This window comes from Ramlibacter tataouinensis (assembly GCF_001580455.1).
Classification (GTDB): Bacteria; Pseudomonadota; Gammaproteobacteria; order Burkholderiales; family Burkholderiaceae_C; genus Ramlibacter; species Ramlibacter tataouinensis_B.
Window position 1 is genome coordinate 1,933,603 of the sequence record NZ_CP010951.1, and the last position, 17,751, is coordinate 1,951,353.

The 17,751-nt window shown below is 72.0% G+C and carries 13 protein-coding genes; 5 read left to right on the forward strand and 8 right to left on the reverse strand.

Features of this window, described 5'->3' with window-relative positions:
* The first annotated feature begins 86 nt into the window (after nt 1-86).
* Together UC35_RS09435 and UC35_RS09440 are read left to right on the forward strand one after the other, a co-directional pair.
* Complete coding sequence (locus tag UC35_RS09435; RefSeq protein WP_061498448.1) at nt 87-1,157, forward strand: enolase C-terminal domain-like protein; 1,071 nt, start codon at nt 87-89, stop codon at nt 1,155-1,157.
* Between the two features lie 17 nt (nt 1,158-1,174).
* On the forward strand, nt 1,175-2,668 hold the full coding sequence (locus UC35_RS09440; protein WP_061498450.1) for an FAD-linked oxidase C-terminal domain-containing protein: 1,494 nt from the start codon (nt 1,175-1,177) through the stop codon (nt 2,666-2,668).
* Nucleotides 2,669-2,713: 45 nt separating this feature from the next.
* Here the strand turns inward: UC35_RS09440 and UC35_RS24390 are convergent, their stop codons facing one another.
* The gene (locus UC35_RS24390) at nt 2,714-8,446 is read right to left on the reverse strand and encodes a beta strand repeat-containing protein (RefSeq protein ID WP_145979388.1); all 5,733 of its coding nucleotides are present in this window, start codon (nt 8,444-8,446) and stop codon (nt 2,714-2,716) included.
* Nucleotides 8,447-8,682: 236 nt separating this feature from the next.
* On the opposite strand from UC35_RS24390, the gene UC35_RS09450 reads away from it, so the two are divergent.
* The gene (locus UC35_RS09450; protein ID WP_061498459.1) at nt 8,683-9,630 is read left to right on the forward strand and encodes a GlcNAc-transferase family protein; all 948 of its coding nucleotides are present in this window, start codon (nt 8,683-8,685) and stop codon (nt 9,628-9,630) included.
* A gap of 4 nt (nt 9,631-9,634) precedes the next feature.
* Here the strand turns inward: UC35_RS09450 and UC35_RS09455 are convergent, their stop codons facing one another.
* The 3 genes from UC35_RS09455 to tsaB are packed head-to-tail and all read right to left on the reverse strand — an operon-like array spanning nt 9,635 to nt 11,564.
* Nucleotides 9,635-10,408 (reverse strand): uracil-DNA glycosylase, encoded by a 774-nt coding sequence (locus UC35_RS09455; RefSeq protein ID WP_061498462.1) that lies wholly within the window; start codon nt 10,406-10,408, stop codon nt 9,635-9,637.
* The gene (rimI, locus tag UC35_RS09460; RefSeq protein WP_061498465.1) at nt 10,405-10,872 is read right to left on the reverse strand and encodes a ribosomal protein S18-alanine N-acetyltransferase; all 468 of its coding nucleotides are present in this window, start codon (nt 10,870-10,872) and stop codon (nt 10,405-10,407) included. The genes UC35_RS09455 and rimI overlap by 4 nt, the downstream gene beginning before the upstream one ends.
* The gene (tsaB, locus tag UC35_RS09465) at nt 10,869-11,564 is read right to left on the reverse strand and encodes a tRNA (adenosine(37)-N6)-threonylcarbamoyltransferase complex dimerization subunit type 1 TsaB (protein WP_061498467.1); all 696 of its coding nucleotides are present in this window, start codon (nt 11,562-11,564) and stop codon (nt 10,869-10,871) included. Before tsaB ends, rimI begins: the two co-directional genes overlap by 4 nt.
* 49 nt (nt 11,565-11,613) lie before the next feature.
* Here tsaB and dacB point away from each other — a divergent pair, with 49 nt between their 5' ends.
* Nucleotides 11,614-13,014 carry a D-alanyl-D-alanine carboxypeptidase/D-alanyl-D-alanine-endopeptidase gene (gene dacB, locus UC35_RS09470; RefSeq protein ID WP_227820511.1) on the forward strand — a complete coding sequence of 467 codons (1,401 nt, stop codon included), beginning with the start codon at nt 11,614-11,616 and terminating at the stop codon, nt 13,012-13,014.
* 69 nt (nt 13,015-13,083) lie between these two features.
* Here the strand turns inward: dacB and UC35_RS09475 are convergent, their stop codons facing one another.
* Genes UC35_RS09475 through purE form a run of 4 tightly spaced genes read right to left on the reverse strand, consistent with a single transcriptional unit; the run spans nt 13,084 to nt 16,776 of the window.
* Nucleotides 13,084-14,037 carry an SGNH/GDSL hydrolase family protein gene (locus UC35_RS09475; RefSeq protein WP_061503763.1) on the reverse strand — a complete coding sequence of 318 codons (954 nt, stop codon included), beginning with the start codon at nt 14,035-14,037 and terminating at the stop codon, nt 13,084-13,086.
* 44 nt (nt 14,038-14,081) lie between these two features.
* Nucleotides 14,082-15,071 carry an L-threonylcarbamoyladenylate synthase gene (locus UC35_RS09480; protein ID WP_061498473.1) on the reverse strand — a complete coding sequence of 330 codons (990 nt, stop codon included), beginning with the start codon at nt 15,069-15,071 and terminating at the stop codon, nt 14,082-14,084.
* A 17-nt stretch (nt 15,072-15,088) separates the two neighbouring features.
* A complete protein-coding gene (locus UC35_RS09485) occupies nt 15,089-16,282 on the reverse strand; it encodes a 5-(carboxyamino)imidazole ribonucleotide synthase (protein WP_061498476.1) in 1,194 nt (397 codons plus the stop codon).
* A complete protein-coding gene (gene purE, locus UC35_RS09490; protein WP_061498478.1) occupies nt 16,279-16,776 on the reverse strand; it encodes a 5-(carboxyamino)imidazole ribonucleotide mutase in 498 nt (165 codons plus the stop codon). The genes UC35_RS09485 and purE overlap by 4 nt, the downstream gene beginning before the upstream one ends.
* 74 nt (nt 16,777-16,850) lie before the next feature.
* Here purE and trxA point away from each other — a divergent pair, with 74 nt between their 5' ends.
* Nucleotides 16,851-17,735 carry a thioredoxin gene (gene trxA / locus UC35_RS09495; RefSeq protein WP_061498480.1) on the forward strand — a complete coding sequence of 295 codons (885 nt, stop codon included), beginning with the start codon at nt 16,851-16,853 and terminating at the stop codon, nt 17,733-17,735.
* Nucleotides 17,736-17,751: the final 16 nt, after the last annotated feature.

The window sequence follows — 17,751 nt, forward strand, 5'->3', positions numbered from 1 at the left end:
GCGCCGGCGGCGGCTGGCGCGCTTTTCACGCCGCCGCTGAAATCTCTTCATTGGCATTGCAGCCGGCACGCGCCTAGAGTTGCGCGATGAAGATCGCCGCCCTCCAGGTCCGCTGCGTCCAGGCCCCGATGCCGCAGCCGCACCGCACCGCCTCGGGCACCGTGTCGGTGTCGCCGCTGGTGTTGCTGACGCTGGCCACCGACGCCGGCGTCAGCGGCCACAGCATCGTCTTCAGCTACTCGCCGGCGGCGCTCAAGCCGCTGGGCGAACTGATGAAGAACATGGAGCCGCTGGTGGCCGGGCAGGTACTGGCGCCGGCGGCCCTCAGCGACCGGCTGCACGCGCGTTTCCGGCTGCTCGGCACCCACGGGCTGGTCGGCATGGCGCTGGCCGGCATCGACATGGCGCTGTGGGATGCGCAGGCGCGCGCGCTCGGCCAGCCCCTGTGCGCGCTGCTCGGTGCCGCGCCGCGGCCGGTGCCCGCGTACGGCGGCATCGGCTACGACGGCGCGCAGGCCAGCGCGAGCGCTGCGGAAGCTTTGGCGCGCCAGGGCTTCAAGGCGGTGAAGGCCAAGATCGGCTACCCGACGCTGGAAGAAGACCTGGCGGTGGTGCGCGCCATGCGCGCGGCGGCCGGTCCTGGCGTCGCCATCATGGTCGACTACAACCAGTCGCTGCCGCCGGCCGAAGCGCTGGGGCGGCTGCAGGCGCTGGACGGTGAAGGCCTGGCCTGGGTGGAAGAGCCGGTGCTGGCGCACGATTTCCATGGACTGGCGGCGCTGGCGCGCCGGGTCCGCACGCCGCTGCAGGCGGGCGAGAACTGGTGGGGGCCGCAGGACTTCGAGAATGCGCTGCGCGCCGGCGCCGGGCCACTGGCCATGCCGGACGCGATGAAGTGCGGCGGTGTCACCGGCTGGCAGCGCATCGCCGCGCTGGGCCAGGCGCAGGGCCTGTCGCTGTCGAGCCACCTGTGGCCGGAAGTCAGCGCGCAACTGCTGTGCGCCACGCCCACCGCGCACTGGCTGGAATACGTCGACTGGTGGAACATCGTGCTCAAGGCGCCGCTGGAAATTCGCGAAGGCCTGGCCTATCCGTCGACCGGTCCCGGTTCCGGGGTGGAGTTCGACGACGCGGCTGTGCAAAGATATCTCACCTGACCGAACCGCTCCGCCCCATGAACGCACCTGCCGATCCCCAGCCCCTGCAGCGCGCCGTGCGCCAGGCGCAGGTCGTCGCCGCCCTGCGCGCGCTGTTGCCGCCGGAGGCCCTGCTGTGGAGCGCGGAGGAAACCACGCCCTACGAGTGCGACGGCCTGACGGCCTACCGCCAGCGCCCGCTGGTGGTGGCGCTGCCGGAGACCGAGGCCCAGGTGCAGGCCGTGCTGAAGGCCTGCCACGCCCTGCAGGTGCCGGTGGTGGCGCGCGGCGCCGGCACCGGGCTGTCGGGCGGCGCGATGCCGCATGCGGACGGCGTGACGCTGTCGCTGGCCCGGTTCAACCGGATCCTGGCGATCGATCCGCTGTCGCGCACGGCGCGGGTGCAATGCGGTGTGCGCAATCTCGTCATCAGCGAGGCGGCGGCGCCGCATGGGCTGTACTACGCGCCCGACCCGTCCAGCCAGATTGCCTGCACCATCGGCGGCAACGTCGCCGAGAACTCCGGCGGCGTGCATTGCCTGAAGTACGGCCTGACGCTGCACAACGTGCTGAAAGTGCGCGGCTTCACGGTGGAGGGCGAGCCGGTCGAGTTCGGGTCCGCGGCCCTGGACGCCGCGGGCTATGACCTGCTGAGCGTGGTGATCGGCAGCGAAGGCATGCTGGCCGTCGCGATGGAGGTCACGGTGAAGCTGGTGCCCAGGCCGCAACTGGCGCGCTGCATCATGGCCAGCTTCGACGATGTGCGGAAAGCCGGCGACGCCGTCGCCGCGGTGATCGCCGCCGGCATCATCCCGGCCGGGCTGGAGATGATGGACAAGCCCATGACCGCAGCGGTCGAGGACTTCGTGCACGCGGGCTATGACCTCGACGCCGAAGCCATCCTGCTGTGCGAGAGCGACGGCACGCCCGAGGAGGTGGAGGAAGAGATCGGCCGCATGAGCGAGGTGCTGCGCAGCGCCGGCGCCACCGCGATCGCGGTCAGCCGCGACGAGGCCGAGCGCCTGAAGTTCTGGAGCGGCCGCAAGAACGCCTTTCCCGCCTCGGGGCGCATCAGCCCCGACTACATGTGCATGGATTCGACCATCCCGCGCAAGCGCCTGGCGGACATCCTGCTGGCCATCCAGCAGATGGAACGCAAGTACGGCCTGCGCTGCGCCAATGTGTTCCATGCCGGCGACGGCAACCTGCATCCGCTGATCCTGTTCGACGCCAACGACCCCGACCAGCTGCGGCGCTGCGAACTGTTCGGCGCCGAAATCCTGGAAACCAGCGTCGCCATGGGCGGCACGGTCACCGGAGAGCACGGCGTGGGCGTCGAGAAGCTCAACTCGATGTGCGTGCAGTTCAGCCGCGAGGAGTGCGAGCAGATGTTCGCGCTCAAGCGCGCCTTCGACCCCCAGGGCCTGCTCAACCCCGGCAAGGCCATCCCGACGCTGAACCGCTGCGCCGAGTACGGCAAGATGCTGGTGCGCGGCGGGCGGCTCGCGCACCCGGACTTGCCGCGGTACTAGGGCCAGGCGCTGCCGCCGCGCCTGGCGAGCCGACGGCCGCCGGCGTCAGCGGCAGGTCGCGTCGGTCAGCCCTTCGTTGCCCGGGCCCTTCTGCTTCTTTTCTTCCTTCAGGGCGAGCTCGGTGAACACCGTCAGCGGGTTCGTATCCATTTCCGCGATGACCTGTTGCGCCGTGGCGTGATCGCCGCCGAGCAACAGCACGATGGTGTCGGTCTGCGTGAGCGGGGCGGGGGTCGGTGCCGAAGTGGGCGCAGGCGTCGGTGCGGGTGTCGGTGCGGGTGTCGGTGCAGGCGTCGGTGCAGGCGTCGGCGCAGGTGTCGGCGCGGGTGTCGGTGCCGGCGTCGGCGCGGGTGTCGGTGCCGGCGTCGGCGCAGGCGTCGGTGCAGGCGTCGGCGCGGGCGTCGGCGCGGGCGTCGGCGCGGGCGTCGGTGCAGGTGTCGGTGCAGGCGTCGGTGCAGGCGTCGGCGCGGGCGTCGGCTCGGGCGTCGGCGCGGGCGTCGGTGCAGGCGTCGGTGCGGGCGTCGGTGCGGGCGTCGGTGCGGGCGTCGGCGCAGGCGTAGGTGCAGGTGTCGGCTCGGGCGTCGGTGCCGGAGTCGGCGCAGGCGTAGGTGCAGGTGTCGGCTCGGGCGTCGGTGCCGGAGTCGGCGCAGGCGTGGGTGCAGGTGTCGGCGCTGGCGTCGGTGCCGGTGTGGGTGCCGGCGTCGGCTGCACCACCACCTGCAGCGTCGCACCGGCGGGCGCGGGCGCAGCGCTGGCCTGGTAGCTGGCGGGAGCGGACACGACCGGGGCGACCTGCACGTCCAGTTCGGTGGCATTGAGCACGTTCAGTTGCGTGCCTGGGCCGAGGCTCGCGCCATTGGCCACGGTCAGTTCGATCACCGCCGGCGGCGCGGCGACCACCAAGGCGGCAGGGCCTGCCTCCTCCGATCCCGGCGCGCTGCTCACGAAGCGCGCCGCGCCGGTGACGTTGACCACGTCATAGCTGGTCGGCGAAGCGACGTCGATGGCCAGCACCGAGCCCGGGCCGCTGGCGAGGTGGCCAATGACGTTCAGCGTGCCCACGGAGCCCGCCACGTCGGGCTGGCCGGGGGCGATGCGGCCCAGGTTGTACAGCGTGCCCTGGCCGCCCTGCACCATGAACGTGCCGTTGCCGCGGATCTCGCCGGTGGCGCTGTTGGTGAAGAGGCCTGAACCGGCGACGCTGACCTGGTTCGGGCCGGCGACGTCGCAGCTCGCGGTGCACGAGAAGCTGCCCGCATTCAGCTGGCCGGACAGCCAGATGGTTCCGTTGTTGAGCGAGAAATTCGGCGCGGAGAGCAGGCCCCCTGGCGCGATGTTCAGGAAGCCGTTGTTCTCCGTGAGGTTGGCCCACACGCCGCCGCCGCTCACGAATATCGAGGCGCCGGGGTTGTTGATCACGCCGTTGTCGGCATCCAGGTAGGCATCGCCCGACAGGTTGACGGTGCCGCTGTTGGCGAACAGCTTGCCGCCATACAGGCCGAAGCTGCTGCCCACGTTGAGCGTGCCGGAGTTCACCCAGTTGCCGCCGAACCAGACGTAGCCGAGGATGTTGACGGCGCGGCCCGTCGCCATGGCCGCCACGAAGCCCTGCCCGCCGGTCGGTCCGTAGCTCTCGGTGACCCAGCCGTAGCCGCCGCTGCCGCCGCCCGCGGACAGGTCGCCGCCCGTCAGGTTGAGGTCGCCGCCGGCCGAGACGATGCTGATGTTGCCGCCGGCCCCGCCGGCCCCGCCGCCCTGGAAGCCGTCGCCGCCCGAGCCACCGCCGCTCTGGATCGAGGGGCTGATGTTCAGGGCGCCGTTGGATTGATGGATCAGCACGGTGGCGCCGTTGCCGCCCTTGCCGCCGATGCCCGCTGACGAGTAGCCCCCCCAGCCGCCGTCGTTGTAAACGCTGAAGTTGCCGGCCAGCGTGCCGCCGCGCAGGGAAATGTTGCCGCCATTGCCGCCGATGCCCAGCGAGTACGAATTGCCGCCGGACGAACCGACGTCGGACCCGATGGCCAGGGTGCCGCTGGTCTGCACGGAGATGGCCCCGCCGTTGCCGCCGTTGCCCAGTTCGGAATCACCGCCGCCGGCGCCAATGAAACTGAGGTCGACGTTGCCGCCGGTGTTGAGGGTGACGTTGCCGCCCTTGCCGCCGGTGCCCTGCCAGCCGTCGCCGCCCCAGGTGTCGATGCCCGAGTAGTAGGACGTGTCGCCGATCTTGACCGGCCCGTTGGAAGCGATGGTGACGTTGCCGCCGGCGCCGCCGACGCTGCCGTCGCCGCCCCAGGCATTGATGCCGCCGCTGTAGCTGGGACCGCCGATCGTGACGCCGGCGCCGGCGTTGACGACGATGGCGCCGCCCGCGCCGCCCGCGCCCGAGTTCGATGAGCTGCTGCCGCCCTGCGCGGCCAGTTCGCCCAGCACGGTCAGGCTGCCGGCGCCCGTGCCGATGGTGATGTTGCCGCCCTTGCCGCCGGCACCCAGGCTGTAGCTGCTGCCGCCCCAGGTGTTGACGCCACCGCCCAGCGAGGTGTCGCCGAGGACGACCGGGCCGTTCGCCGTGATGGAAACGTTGCCGCCGGCGCCACCGTTGCCGCTCTCGCCCCAGCCGCCGTTGGTGACGATGCCGGAGTCGTAGTAGTAGCTGTCGCCGATGCTGATCGAGCTCGAGGTCGACAGCGTGACGCTGCCCCCGGCGCCGCCGGCGCCCAGCGAGCCGAAGCCGCCCCAGGCGGCGATGCGCGTCCCGGTGATGCTGCCGGAGCCGGCGCTGATGGTGACGTTGCCGCCCTTGCCGCCCTTGCCGCCGTTGCCCTGCCAGCCATCGCCGCCCCGGGCTTCGATGCCGCTGTCGAAGCCGGAGGTGCCGATCTTGACCGGCCCGTTGGCGGTGATCGAGATGTTGCCGGCATTGCCGCCGGTGGCGCCCCAGCCGCCCCAGGTCTGAATGCCCGAGCCCCAGCTCGGGCCGCCGATGGTGACGCCGCCGGTGGTCGTGATGGTGACGTTGCCGCCGGTGCCGCCGCTGCCGTCGCCGTTGTCGCCGCCGTGCGTGTGGATGCGGTCGTCGATGGTCACGCCGCCCGCGCCCGCACTGATGCTGACGTGGCCGCCGTTGAAACCGCTCGCTCCCACGTCGCCGCCGTCGTTGGAGGTCTGGACGTTTTGCAGCGACACCGACCCGGATGCGCTGACGGTGATGTCGCCGCCACTCACGCCCCAGGTGGACGAGCTCAGCTCGGCCTTGCCGAGGATGCTGCCCGCCGGGGCCTGCAAGCTGATGGTGCCACCGGCACTGCCGACCCAGCTGAAGTCGTTGCCGAAGTCGAGGTTGCCGTTGCCGGCGCGCAGCAGGATGCTGCCGCCATTGGTCTGGAAGCTGACGGAGCGCGCGGGGATCACCGAGAGCGCGCCCGCGGCATTGACGGTGAGGTTGCCGGCGCCGCTGTAGACGTTGTTGCCGACGACGATGTTGGACGTGTTGCCGGTGGTCGTGATGCTCACGTTGCCCTGGCCCTGCACGCCGTCGGCGAAGCCGAAGCCGCCGCCGCCGACCGCGCCGATGCTCAGGCTCTGGGCATTGTTGAAGCTCACGCCGCCGCCGAGCGCGCCGGTGCTGGCACCGAAGGTGCCGACCTTGTTGGCGCCGGCCAGCACGATGTGGCCGCCGCTGAAGGCGCCCAGGCTGCCGGCCGTGATGACCGAGCCCGCGCCCTGGCCGATGCTCTGCGTGCCGGCCAGCAGCATGACGCCGCCGCCGGTGGCCGTCAGGCTGGCGTTCAGGTCCAGCGCGCCGGCCGCGGCGATGCCGACTGAGGTGCCGGACACCCCGGCGTTGGCGGCGATGTTGCCGGCGGTGCTGGAGATGCGCACTTCGCCCGCCGCCGTGACGCCGCTCAGGCTGCCGCCGGCCACACCCTTGGAGAGCGTGCCGATCGTGAGGGTCGTGGGCGCCGCCTGGTCGTCGTTGCGGAAGTAGAACAGGCCGCCGGAACTGGCGGCCAGCGTGTTGACCCGGTTGTTGCCGGCGTCGAGCAAGGTGTTGCCGGCCGACTTGACCATCAACCCGCCCGCCTGGATGCCGGCGCTCGCGGCCTGGGTGATGCTGCCCGGGCCGAGACTGGTGGTGTTGCGGGTGGTCAGCGAGACGATGCCGATGCCCAGCGAGCCGCTGCCGGCCGTCAAGCCGGCGTTCAGCACGATGTCGTGGTCGGCGTCGAGCGCCAGCGCCGAGCCGGAGTTCCAGTTGACGGCCGCGTTGACGTTGATGTTGCCGGCGCCGCCCGTGCCCAGCGAGGTGGTGATCCTCACATCGGAGGTCGCCAGCTGCCCTTCCAGCGTCGCCTTGGTGATCGTGCTGAAGCCCGGGCCGGCGCCGAAGGTGACGCCGCCGGAACCGCTGGCCTGCGACGTGGTGGTGCTGCCGGTCAGGACAATGGACAGGTCGTTCGGGTCCAGCAGGAGTTCGCCCTGCTGGCCCCGGGGCGCTCGCAGGTCGGTGCGGCCCGCGTAGTCCAGGTAGGCCTTGCCGGAGACCTCGGCCGCGCCGCCGTTGCCGCCCTGCGCGCCGCCGCGGGCGGAGATGTTGCCGTAGAAGCGGGTGGCCTCGTCGCTCCAGACCACGACCTTGCCGCCGTCGCCGCCATGCGTGGCGTCGGCCTTGATGCTGACGTCGGCGCCGACGAACGCGCTGCTGGCGTTCGGCACGTCGGGGTTGCGGCCCTGGAAGTCGCCGCCGATGCGGACCACGCCGCCGCCGCTGGCGCCGGAGGCATCGATGGCCGCGCTGCCGGACAGGCCCACCTGCCGGCCCAGCACGTCGATCGATCCGCCCCTGTCGCCGGCCGTCGCGGCGATCCGGCCGTCGACCAGGGCGTCGCCCTGTGCGCGCAGCACCACCTTGCCGCCCTCGGCGCTCACCGCCGTTGCCTGCACCATGCCGCTGTGCTTGAGCGTGCCGGCGAAGATCCCCACCGCGTCGCCCTGCAAGGTGCCCAGGTTCACCGCGCTGTCGCTCGGCGCCTGCAGCTGCATCACGATGCCTTCCAGCCCGCGCCCGGTGAGCTCCACCTTCTGGCCGGCCGCGAGCACCGTGGCGCCGCCGGGCGCCTGCAGCAGCGCCTGGGGCCCCAGGTTGACGTTCGGCGCGATCAGCACGACGTCGCCCGAGCGCGCGAGGATGCGCCCCTCCACGTTGAGCGGGCCGCCGCCCAGCCCGTCGCCGCCGAACAGGAGCCGCCCGGCCAGGGCGTCGGCTTCGCTCATGCGCAGTGTCGAAGCGGTGAAGCCGGCCGTGTCGACCACGGCACCGGCGCCGACCGCGATGCCCGAGGGATTGACCAGCACCAGCCGGCCGTTGGAACTCAGGGTGCCGAAGATCGCCGACGGGTCATTGCCCGTCACCCGGTTGATCGACAGGCTCTGGGCGTTGGGCTGGTCGAAGCGCGTGGTGCTGCCGGCCGGCACCGAAAAGCTCTGCCAGTTGATGACCGAGCGGTTGGTGCCTGCGGCGTTCTGGGTGGTGACGACCAGCGAGTTGCCCTGCTGCTGCAGCAGGGCCTGGCCCTGGATCACCTGCGCGCCGGCAGGCTGGCCGAAGGCATTGCTCGCGCCCATGCAGGCGGCGGCCAGGGCCAGCGCCAGCCCGGCGGGACGAAAGCCGGCGCGCGCCGGGCTGGCCTGCGGGCCGCTCCTGGCGCGAGCGACGGAAGTATTGGCCCGGCCCCTTGCAGGAAACGAACCCGTGATGCTTGGTTTGGCTGGCTTCTTCACGGATGCTCTCTCCGGCGGGCCCCTCCTGGTCCGTCCGCCCTCGCCCGGCCGGAAGCCGGAACTCGTCTACAGATTCTTTCGAAGGTAGCACAGCGTTACTTCAGGTGCAATAAAAGTACCGTGAAAAAACACCGCTCCAAGGTGCCGCCGGAGCCCGGCGCACGGCGCACCGCTTCGTGCGCCCTCGCTCCCGCGCTTTGCCGCTAGCATGGACGCCGTTCCGTGACCTATTCCACATGAGCGTCTTCATCAGCATCGCCTCCTACTGCGATCCCGTCCTCAGCTTCACCCTGTCCCGGGCCATCGCGACCGCGCGCTGGCCCGGCGCCCTGCATTTCGCCGTGGTGGACCAGAGCCCGGCGGCGAGCCCGCCGCTGAACCCGCAGGCCTTCGCGCCCGCGCAGGTCAGCTACGTGCGCATCGAACCGGTGTACGCGCGCGGCCCCTGCTGGGCGCGCGCCATCGCGATGTCGCTCTACGGCGGCGAGGACTGGTTCTTCCAGATCGACTCGCACATGGAGTTCGACCTGCACTGGGACCAGCGCCTGATCGAGCAGGCCTGCGCGCTGATGCCGGGCCGCCGCGGCGTGGTGTTGAGCGCCTATCCCAATCCCTTCGTCTTCGAGGGCGACCGCGCCGTGCGCAAGCCCACCACGGAGAAGGTGCTCGCGCACGTGGTCAAGCCGGGCGCCTCGTTCGAGCCGGATCACCCGGTACTGCCCTTCGAGGCGCATCCGGTCGAGCGCGACGAGGCGCTGGCCGGGTTTCACCTGGCGGCCGGCTGCCTGTTCGCCTCGGGCGAGCTGGTGCAGCAGTTTCCCTACGACCCCTGGTTCTACTTCCACGGCGAGGAGCAGGCCTATGCGCTGCGGCTGTTCACGCACGGCTGGGACATCCTGCATGTGCCCGGGCTGCCGGTCTACCACCTGTACAACACGCCCGATTCCGGCGCGCCGCCGCGGCCCATGCATTGGGACGAGGCGCACGAGCGCGAGCGCCAGCGCAGCTGGTGGGAGCTCGAACAGCGCTCGCGCCATCGGCTGGCCGCGCTGATCGGCGGCGCGCCCATGGGCGCCTACGGCCTGGGGCGCGCGCGCTCCATGGCCGACTACGCCGACTTCAGCGGGATCGACTTCAGCGCGCGCACGCTGGCGGCGCGCGCCTACGACGTGCTGGCGCGCTAGCCACTCACCGTTGGCCGGCGACTTCGGCGGCCAGGCACAGATCGGCCCACGCCTTGGCCTTGTCGGGCAGGTTGCGCAGCAGGTAGGCCGGGTGGTAGGTGACCACCACCGGCACGCCGCGGTACTCGTGGCGCTGCCCGCGCAGCCGGCCGATCGCCTCGGTGCTGCCCAGCAGCGACTGCACGGCGAAGCGGCCCATCGCCAGGATCACCCGCGGCTGCAGCAATTCCACCTGCCGGCGCAGGAAGGGCTCGCACTGCGCCACTTCGTCCGGCTCGGGATTGCGGTTGCCGGGCGGGCGGCACTTCAGCACGTTGGCGATGTAGACCTTGTGGCCGCGCGCCAGCCCGACCGCGCGCAGCATGTTGTCCAGCAATTGGCCGGCGGCCCCGACGAAGGGCTCGCCCTGGAGGTCCTCGTTCTCGCCCGGCGCCTCGCCCACGACCAGCCAGTCGGCGTGCCGGTCGCCCACGCCGAACACGGTGTTGCGCCGGCCCTCGCACAGCTTGCAGGCGCGGCACCCGGCCACCGCCTTGGCAAGCGCCTCCCAGTCCATGTGCTGGACGCCGGCCGGCCGCTCGCCGGGCACGCCCGCCACGGGCTGCGGCAGCGGCCGGGACGCGGGGGCCGGGACGGTGACGCGCGCGCTCACCACGGCCTCGGCCGCCGGCGCGGGCGTCAGCTCGCCAGCCGGCGGCTCCGGCGCGAGGGCGGGCGGCAGCGCGATGCCGAATTCGGCCAGCATCGCCCGGCGCCGCTCGTCGAGCAGCAGGGTCATAGTTTCATGCTCATCACGACCGCATCCTCGCGCTGGCCGCCGGCGGCCGGGTAGTAGGCCTTGCGCCGGCCGACGGGCAGGTAGCCGTGGCGCTCGTAGATGCGCTGCGCGCGGGCGTTGCTCACCCGCACCTCCAGCCAGAGCCATTGCGCCTCGGTGCCGCGCGCCCACAGCTCCAGCGCATCGAGGATGACGCGGCCCCAGCCGGCGCCCTGGTGCTGCGGCGCCACCGTGAGATTGAGCAGGTGCACTTCATCGACGCCCTTCATCGCCACGAAATAGCCCAGCAGCTCGCGCTCGGCGATCAGCACCTGGGCCTGGTAGCCCGCCTGCAGCGAATCGGCGAAGTTGCCGCGGGTCCAGGGATGTTCGTAGGCGCGCCCTTCGACCTCCGCGATGGCATCCAGCCACGCCTCGGTCATCGGCTCGAATTGCGCTTCGACGGTCTTGACAACGGCATTCATGGCGACGGGCGCGCGGCGGCGCGCAAGGCGGCGCGCTCTTCGGTCGTTTGGGCCACTTTATCCCGAATATAGAGCGGCGTGGCGCGGTCGGCCGGCTGCGCCTGGCCGTCGGCGATCAGGGCCGGCGCGAGCCGCAGCAGCGCCTGGGCCGTCGGCGCCGCCTCGATCCGCGCCGCCGCCGGCGCGATGCGCTCACCATACTCGCCGAAGACGTTGCCCGCCAGCGCCCAATCCGGCGGCACCTGCAGCTGGCCGGGCGCGCCCAGCGTGATCGGCCCTTCGCGCCGCCAGCCGTTCGCCTCGTGGATGTAGCGGGCGGCATAGACCTCGTGCATTCGCGCATCGAGCATCGCCAGCACGCGCTCGGCGCCGCTGCGCTGCCGCGCATCCTCGGCCACGGCCAGCAGCGTTTCCACCCCCAGCACCGGCACGCCGGCACCGAAAGCCAGTCCCTGGGCGACCGAGCACGCGGTGCGCAGGCCGGTGAAGGAGCCCGGGCCGCGGCCGAACACGATCGCATCGAGTTGCGCCAGGCGCAGGCCGCAGCGCGCCAGCAGCGACTGGATCACCGGAATCAGGCTGGCCGACGCGTGCGCGCCGCCCGCGGCCTCGTGCTCCGCGCGCACGCCGTGCGCGGCCTGCACGGCCACGCGCAATATTTCGGTGCTGGTGTCGAAGGCAAGGAGGTTCACGCGGGGCTCTCGGCTCAGTCTGCCATTATCGAACGACATAATGGGACGCATGTTCCTGCGCCGCCCGATCGCCGTGTGCATCTGCCTGGCCGCAGCCGCCTGCGCGGCGCAGCCGCTGCCGCCGGAAGTCGATGCGGCCCTGGCGCGCGCCAAGCTGCCGCGCGACGCGCTGGTGGCGATGGTGGTGGCGGCCGACGCCAAGTCGACGCCGCGGGTCAGCCATCGGGCGCAGGTGGCGATCAATCCCGCCTCGATCGCCAAGCTCGCGACCACCTTCGCCGCGCTGGAGATGCTGGGACCGGCCTACACCTGGAGCACGCCGGTCTACGTGGACGGGCCGATCCAGGACGGCGTCCTGCAGGGCAACCTCTACATCAAGGGCCAGGGCGACCCCAAGCTGGTCGCCGAGCGCCTGTGGCTGCTGCTGCGCCGCGTCCAGGGGCTGGGCATCCGCAGCATCGCCGGCGACATCGTGCTGGACCACAGCGCCTTCGAGGTGCCGCCGCAGGACCCGGGCGCGTTCGACGGCGAGCCGCTGCGGCCGTACAACGCCTCGCCCGACGCGCTGCTGCTGAACTTCAAGTCGGTGGTGATGACCTTCACCCCGCTCGGGGCGAACGCCCAGGTGCAGGTCGAGCCGCCGCTGGCCGCGGTGCAGTTCCCGGCCAGCGTGCCCCTGAGTCGCGCGCCCTGCGGCGACTGGCGCGCCGCGCTGCAACCGGACTTTTCCGATCCGGCGCGGGTGCGCTTCGCCGGGAGCTACCCGGCGGCTTGCGGCGAGCGCTTCTGGCCGCTGGCCTACGCCGATCCGCGCTCGTACGGGCCGCGCGCCATCGCCGGCATGTGGCAGCACGTCGGCGGTGCGCTCAAGGGGCAGGTGCGCGACGGGCCGGTGCCGGCCGGGCTGGCGCCCGCCTTCGAACTGCAGTCGCCGCCGCTGGCGGACGTCGTGCGCGACATCAACAAGTTCAGCAACAACGTGATGGCGCAGCAGGTCTTCCTCACCCTGGCGCTGGCGCAAGGCACCTCGCCCGCCACCCCGGACGCGGCGCGCCAGGTGATGCAGCGGTGGTGGCGCGAGCGCATCGGGCCGGACGACGTCCCGGTGTTCGACAGCGGCTCCGGCCTGTCGCGCCAGGAGCGCATCAGCGCGCTGCAGCTGGCGCGCCTGCTGCAGCTGGCCTGGTCCTCGCCGCTGATGCCGGAGCTGGTGGCCTCGCTGCCGCTGGCCGGCGTGGACGGCACGCTGCGCCGCGGCCGGGTCAAGGCGGGGCTGGGCGTGGCGCACCTGAAGACCGGCAGCCTGCGCGACTCGGCGGGCGTCGCCGGCTACGTGGATGGCGCCAGCGGCCGGCGCTACGTGCTGGTGGCCATCGTCAACCATCCGCAGGCCGCCGCGGCCCGGGCGGCGATCGACGCCCTGGTCGAGTGGACCGCACGCGACGAGTGAGCGTCGGCCCGGCCATGAAAAAAGGGCGCCCCGCGGGCGCCCTTTTTTTGGGATGGCGCGCTGCCGCCCCTACCAGCGGCTGGTGACCCGCGAAAAGGCGTAGTCGCCGAAGCGCGCATGGCCGGCCGGCGTCGGGTAGACCGCATCCGAGAACAGGTACGAGCCGATGGCGACGCCGGGCACCAGGGTGGCGGTGGTGCACAGGGCGGAGTTCAGCTGGCCGGTGCCGATGCCGATGCCCGGCCCCGCGTCCACCGAGGTGCAGATCGGATCGACCACGTTGCTGAAGGAGTAGGACGCCGGCGAATTGAACATCAGGTTGAACAGCAGGGCCTGGTCCACGTACAGCATGTTGGCACCCTCCTGGACCAGGGCCACGAGCAGGGCGTCGTTGAAGGCGCTGCTGGCGCTGGTCAGCAGGCTGCGCTGGTTGACGCCGCCCGCCCAGGGCGTCCGGCCGAGGTCGTAGACGCCGGTCACCACGATGTGCGTGGCGCCCGCGGCGCGCAGCCGCTTGGCCTGCGCTGCCAGGTCCTGGCCGGCCTTCTGCAGGTTGGCCAGCATCTGGTTGGTGGTTTGCGCGCCGGAGCGAACCGCGGCCGACTCGGCGATGATGTCGCTGAAGCCGCCGCCGATCATCACCAGGTCGTTCTCGTTCAGCGTGCTGTGGGTCGACAGGAAGGTGTCGATCTGCTGCTTGATGGTGGGCGTCGCGCTGTTGCCGGCGGCATCGGGCGTGAGCAGCACGCGGGCGTTGCCGACCGCATAGGCCAGGCCGCCCTGAGCGGCCGGCTTCAGGTCGATGCCGTAGTTGAAGGCCACGATCTGGCCCCAGGTGAGCGAGCCGTCGTTCACCATGTACTTGGCGCCGGTCTGGCCGGCGTCGCTGAACGCGTCGCCGAACGCGATCACGCGCGTCGGCTTCAGCTGCGATTCGATCGTTCCCGAGCCGCAGGCGCCAAGCAGCAGCAACGAAGCCGACGCCAGCCCGAACAGGGCACGGCGTATCCACTGAAATCCCATGAAGTTCTCCAACATAGCCGGCGGGTAGTGTAAATGGCTCAGCCTCAGCTGGCCGCCGCCCGCTGCAACCGGTCGCGCACGCCGTCCCATTCGGCCTCGGCCGGCGGCGTCTCCACCCAGATCAGCTTCACGCCCTGCGCGTCGAACTCGCGCAGCACCGCGAACAGCTGGCGCGCGGTCTCGGACGCGTCGTCGGGCATGCGCCGGCGCAGCACCCGGGACGATCGGGTGCGCAGGATGGCGCGCGACCAGGTCGCGATGCCGGTGGCGTCCTCGCCCAGCACGTCGAGCGCTGTCTGCAGGGCGCGGGCGTCCATCAGCCGCACTTTCGCGTTCGGCGCGTAGTGCGACTCGAGGGTGCCGGCGGCACGCGGCGCGGCGCTGTCCAGCTCGGCCGGCAGCAGCACGCGCTGGCCGCAGGCCTGCTCGATTTGCGCGGCCGTGAGCATGCCCGGGCGCAGCAGCACCGGCTGCGCGCGCGTGCAATCGATGATGGTCGATTCGATGCCGACCCGGCACGGTCCGCCGTCGAGCACCAGCAGGCCGTCGCCGAATTCCGACTGCACGTGCGCCGCGGTGGTCGGGCTGACCCGGCCGAAGCGGTTGGCGCTGGGCCCGGCGACGCCGGGCACGCCGGCGGCCTGGCAGGCCAGCAGGAAGGCATGCGCGACCGGGTGCGCCGGGCAGCGCAGGCCGATCGAGGTCTGGCCGCCGGCGGCGCCGCCGGCCACGCCGGCGCGGCGCGGCAGGATCAGCGTGAGCGGGCCGGGCCAGAAGGCCTGCATCAGGGCCGCGGCGAAGGCAGGAACGGCGGCAGCGAAGGCGCCGGCCGCGCCCGCTTCGGGCAGGTGCACGATCAGGGGATGGTCGCTCGGCCGGCCCTTGGCGGCGAAGATCCCGGCCACCGCGGCGTCGGCCGTGGCGTCGGCGCCCAGGCCATACACGGTCTCGGTCGGAAAGGCCACCAGCTCGCCGCGCGCGATCGCGGCCGCGGCCTGGGCCACCGATGCAGGCGATGCGCCGTCGAGGATCATCCGGAACGTCCTGCCGCCTAGAACGGCGCGATGCCCAGCAGGGCGGCCGCGCGCAGCGCAAGCTCGCGCACCTGCGCCGAACTGGCGCCGGTGAAGGTCAAGTGGCCCATCTTGCGGCCCGGCCGCGCGCTCAGCTTGCCGTACAGGTGCAGGTGCGCGCCCGGCAGGGCCAGCACCTCGGCCCAGGGCGGCGTGACTTCGGCCTCGCCATGACGGAACCACAGGTCGCCCAGCAGGTTGAGCATGATCGCCGGGCTGTGCTGGCGCGGCGCCGGCAGCGGCAACCCGGCCAGCGCGCGCACCTGCAGCTCGAACTGCGAGACGTCGCAGGCGTCCACGCTGTAGTGCCCGCTGTTGTGGGGGCGCGGCGCCATCTCGTTGACCACCAGCGACCCGTCGTCGAGGATGAAGAATTCGATGCACAGCACGCCGGTGTACTGCAGGCCGTCGGCGACGGCGCGCGCGGCCTCGACCGCCTGGCGCGCCTGCGCCGGCGCGACCGCGCCCTCGAACACCTCGGTCACGGCCAGGATGCCGCCGCGGTGCAGGTTGAGCTGCGCGGGCAGGTTGACCATCTGGCCGTCGGCGCCGCGCGCGACGATCACCGAGCACTCGGCCGCCAGCGGCAGTAGCTTTTCCAGCACGCAGGGCACGCGCTTGAGCTCGTCCCAGGCGGCCGCCAGCTGCTCGCGCGAGGCCACGCGCACCTGGCCCTTGCCGTCGTAGCCCAGGCGCGCGGTCTTGAGCACCCCCGGCAGCAGCTCGCCGGCCACCGCCTGCAGCTGCTGCGGCGTCTCGATCACGGCATGCGGCGCGCAGGGCACGCCGCATGCTGTGAAGTGCGCCTTCTCGCGGGCGCGGTCCTGCGCGATCGCCACCGCCTCGGCGCCCGGCGCCACCGGCCGCCGCCGGGCCAACGCGGCCAGCGCTTCGGCCGGGACGTTCTCGAACTCGGTGGTGATGGCCGCGGACAGCCGGGCCAGCTGGTCCAGCCCGTGCGCGTCGAGGTAGGCCGCGCGGATATGGTGATGGCTCACCAGGCCGGCCGGACTGTTCTCGTCCGGGTCCAGCACGGCGGTGAAATAGCCCAGGCGCTGCGCCTCGTGCACGAACATGCGGCCGAGCTGGCCGCCGCCCATCACGCCCAGCGTCGCGCCGGGCAGGATCACGGGCGGGCGCATCGGAAGCCCTGCGGCGGCCGGACGGCTCATGCCGCCGGCGGCAGGCTCATGCCGCGCGCCGCCTCGGTCTGGCGCTGCCGGAAGGCCTCGAGCTGGCTGCGCAGGGCGGCGTCCTCGCTGGCCAGCAGCGCGACGGCAAACAGCGCCGCGTTGGCGGCGCCGGCGGCGCCGATGGCGAAAGTGGCCACCGGGATGCCCTTGGGCATCTGGACGATGCTGTGCAGGGAGTCCACGCCCTGCAGGTGGCGGCTGGCCACCGGCACGCCCAGCACCGGCACCGTGGTCTTGGCCGCCAGCATGCCCGGCAGGTGCGCGGCGCCGCCCGCGCCGGCAATGATGGCCTTCAGCCCCCGCCCCGCCGCTTCCTCCGCGTAGGCGAACATATCGTCGGGCATGCGGTGTGCCGAAACCACGCGCGCCTCATGCGCGATGCCGAATTCCTGGAGAATCGCCACTGCGTGCTGCATGGTGTCCCAGTCACTGCTGGACCCCATCACCACGCCGACCTGTACCGAGCTCGCCATTGATGCTCCCAAAGGTTGAATTTTAAGGTCCCGGCCTGAGCTACCCTGAACGTGCTGCCCACCCCTGCTGCCAGATGATCGACGTCACCCTAGAAAACTTCGAAAGCGAGGTCATTGCGGCCTCGATGGAACAACCCGTGCTGGTGGACTTCTGGGCCCCCTGGTGCGGACCGTGCAAGGTGATCGGCCCGATCCTCGAGAAGCTCGAGATCGACTACGCGGGCCGCTTCAAGCTGGTGAAGATCGATTCCGACCAGGAGCAGCAGCTCGCCGCTGCCTTCGGCATCCGCAGCATCCCCACGGTGGTCCTGCTGATGAACGGGCAGCCGGTGGACGGCTTCATGGGCGCGCTGCCCGAGGGCCAGGTCCGCCAGTTCCTCGACAAGCACCTGCCGCCGGCCGAGGACGCCGCGCCCGAGGAAGCAACGCCGGTGGAGGAAGCGCCCGCCGATGCCGCCTCCCAGCTCGAAAAGCTCCAACATGCGGTGGCCACCGACCCGGCCGACGACAACGCGCGCTTCGACTACGTCAAGGCCCTGCTGCTGGCCGGCCGCACCGGGGACGCCCGGGACGCCTTCGCGCCCATGGCCCCGAGGGCCGCGGGCGTGCGCCGGATCGAGGCGCTGCAGCGCTGGCTCGAGGCCATCGAGCAGGCCGGCGGCGCCGGGGCGCGCGACTTCGACGCCCGCATCGCGGCCAACAAGCGCGACTTCGACGCGCGCTTCGCCCGGGCGCAGTCGCTGATGGCCGGGCAGCGCTGGACCGACGCCATGGACGAGCTGCTCGAGATCCTGATGCGCGACAAGGGCTGGAGCGAGGAACTGGCGCGCAAGACCTACATCGCCATCCTGGAGATCATCGAGCCGCCCCGGCCCAAGGTCGCCGACGGGCAGATCCCGCCGGACGATCCGACCGTCGCCACCTACCGGCGCCGGCTGTCCAGCGTCGTGCTGAGCTGATTTGAGCTGAGCGCCC

What these genes read in the sequence shown, in the direction of transcription:
- UC35_RS09450 (WP_061498459.1), top strand. Translation starts at nt 8,683, where the DNA reads ATGAGCGTCTTCATCAGCATCGCCTCCTACTGCGATCCCGTCCTCAGC.
- purE (WP_061498478.1), bottom strand. Translation starts at nt 16,776, where the DNA reads ATGGCGAGCTCGGTACAGGTCGGCGTGGTGATGGGGTCCAGCAGTGAC.
- UC35_RS09485 (WP_061498476.1), bottom strand. Translation starts at nt 16,282, where the DNA reads ATGAGCCGTCCGGCCGCCGCAGGGCTTCCGATGCGCCCGCCCGTGATC.
- UC35_RS09475 (WP_061503763.1), bottom strand. Translation starts at nt 14,037, where the DNA reads ATGGGATTTCAGTGGATACGCCGTGCCCTGTTCGGGCTGGCGTCGGCT.
- dacB (WP_227820511.1), top strand. Translation starts at nt 11,614, where the DNA reads ATGTTCCTGCGCCGCCCGATCGCCGTGTGCATCTGCCTGGCCGCAGCC.
- UC35_RS09480 (WP_061498473.1), bottom strand. Translation starts at nt 15,071, where the DNA reads ATGATCCTCGACGGCGCATCGCCTGCATCGGTGGCCCAGGCCGCGGCC.
- rimI (WP_061498465.1), bottom strand. Translation starts at nt 10,872, where the DNA reads ATGAATGCCGTTGTCAAGACCGTCGAAGCGCAATTCGAGCCGATGACC.
- UC35_RS09440 (WP_061498450.1), top strand. Translation starts at nt 1,175, where the DNA reads ATGAACGCACCTGCCGATCCCCAGCCCCTGCAGCGCGCCGTGCGCCAG.
- UC35_RS09435 (WP_061498448.1), top strand. Translation starts at nt 87, where the DNA reads ATGAAGATCGCCGCCCTCCAGGTCCGCTGCGTCCAGGCCCCGATGCCG.
- trxA (WP_061498480.1), top strand. Translation starts at nt 16,851, where the DNA reads ATGATCGACGTCACCCTAGAAAACTTCGAAAGCGAGGTCATTGCGGCC.
- UC35_RS09455 (WP_061498462.1), bottom strand. Translation starts at nt 10,408, where the DNA reads ATGACCCTGCTGCTCGACGAGCGGCGCCGGGCGATGCTGGCCGAATTC.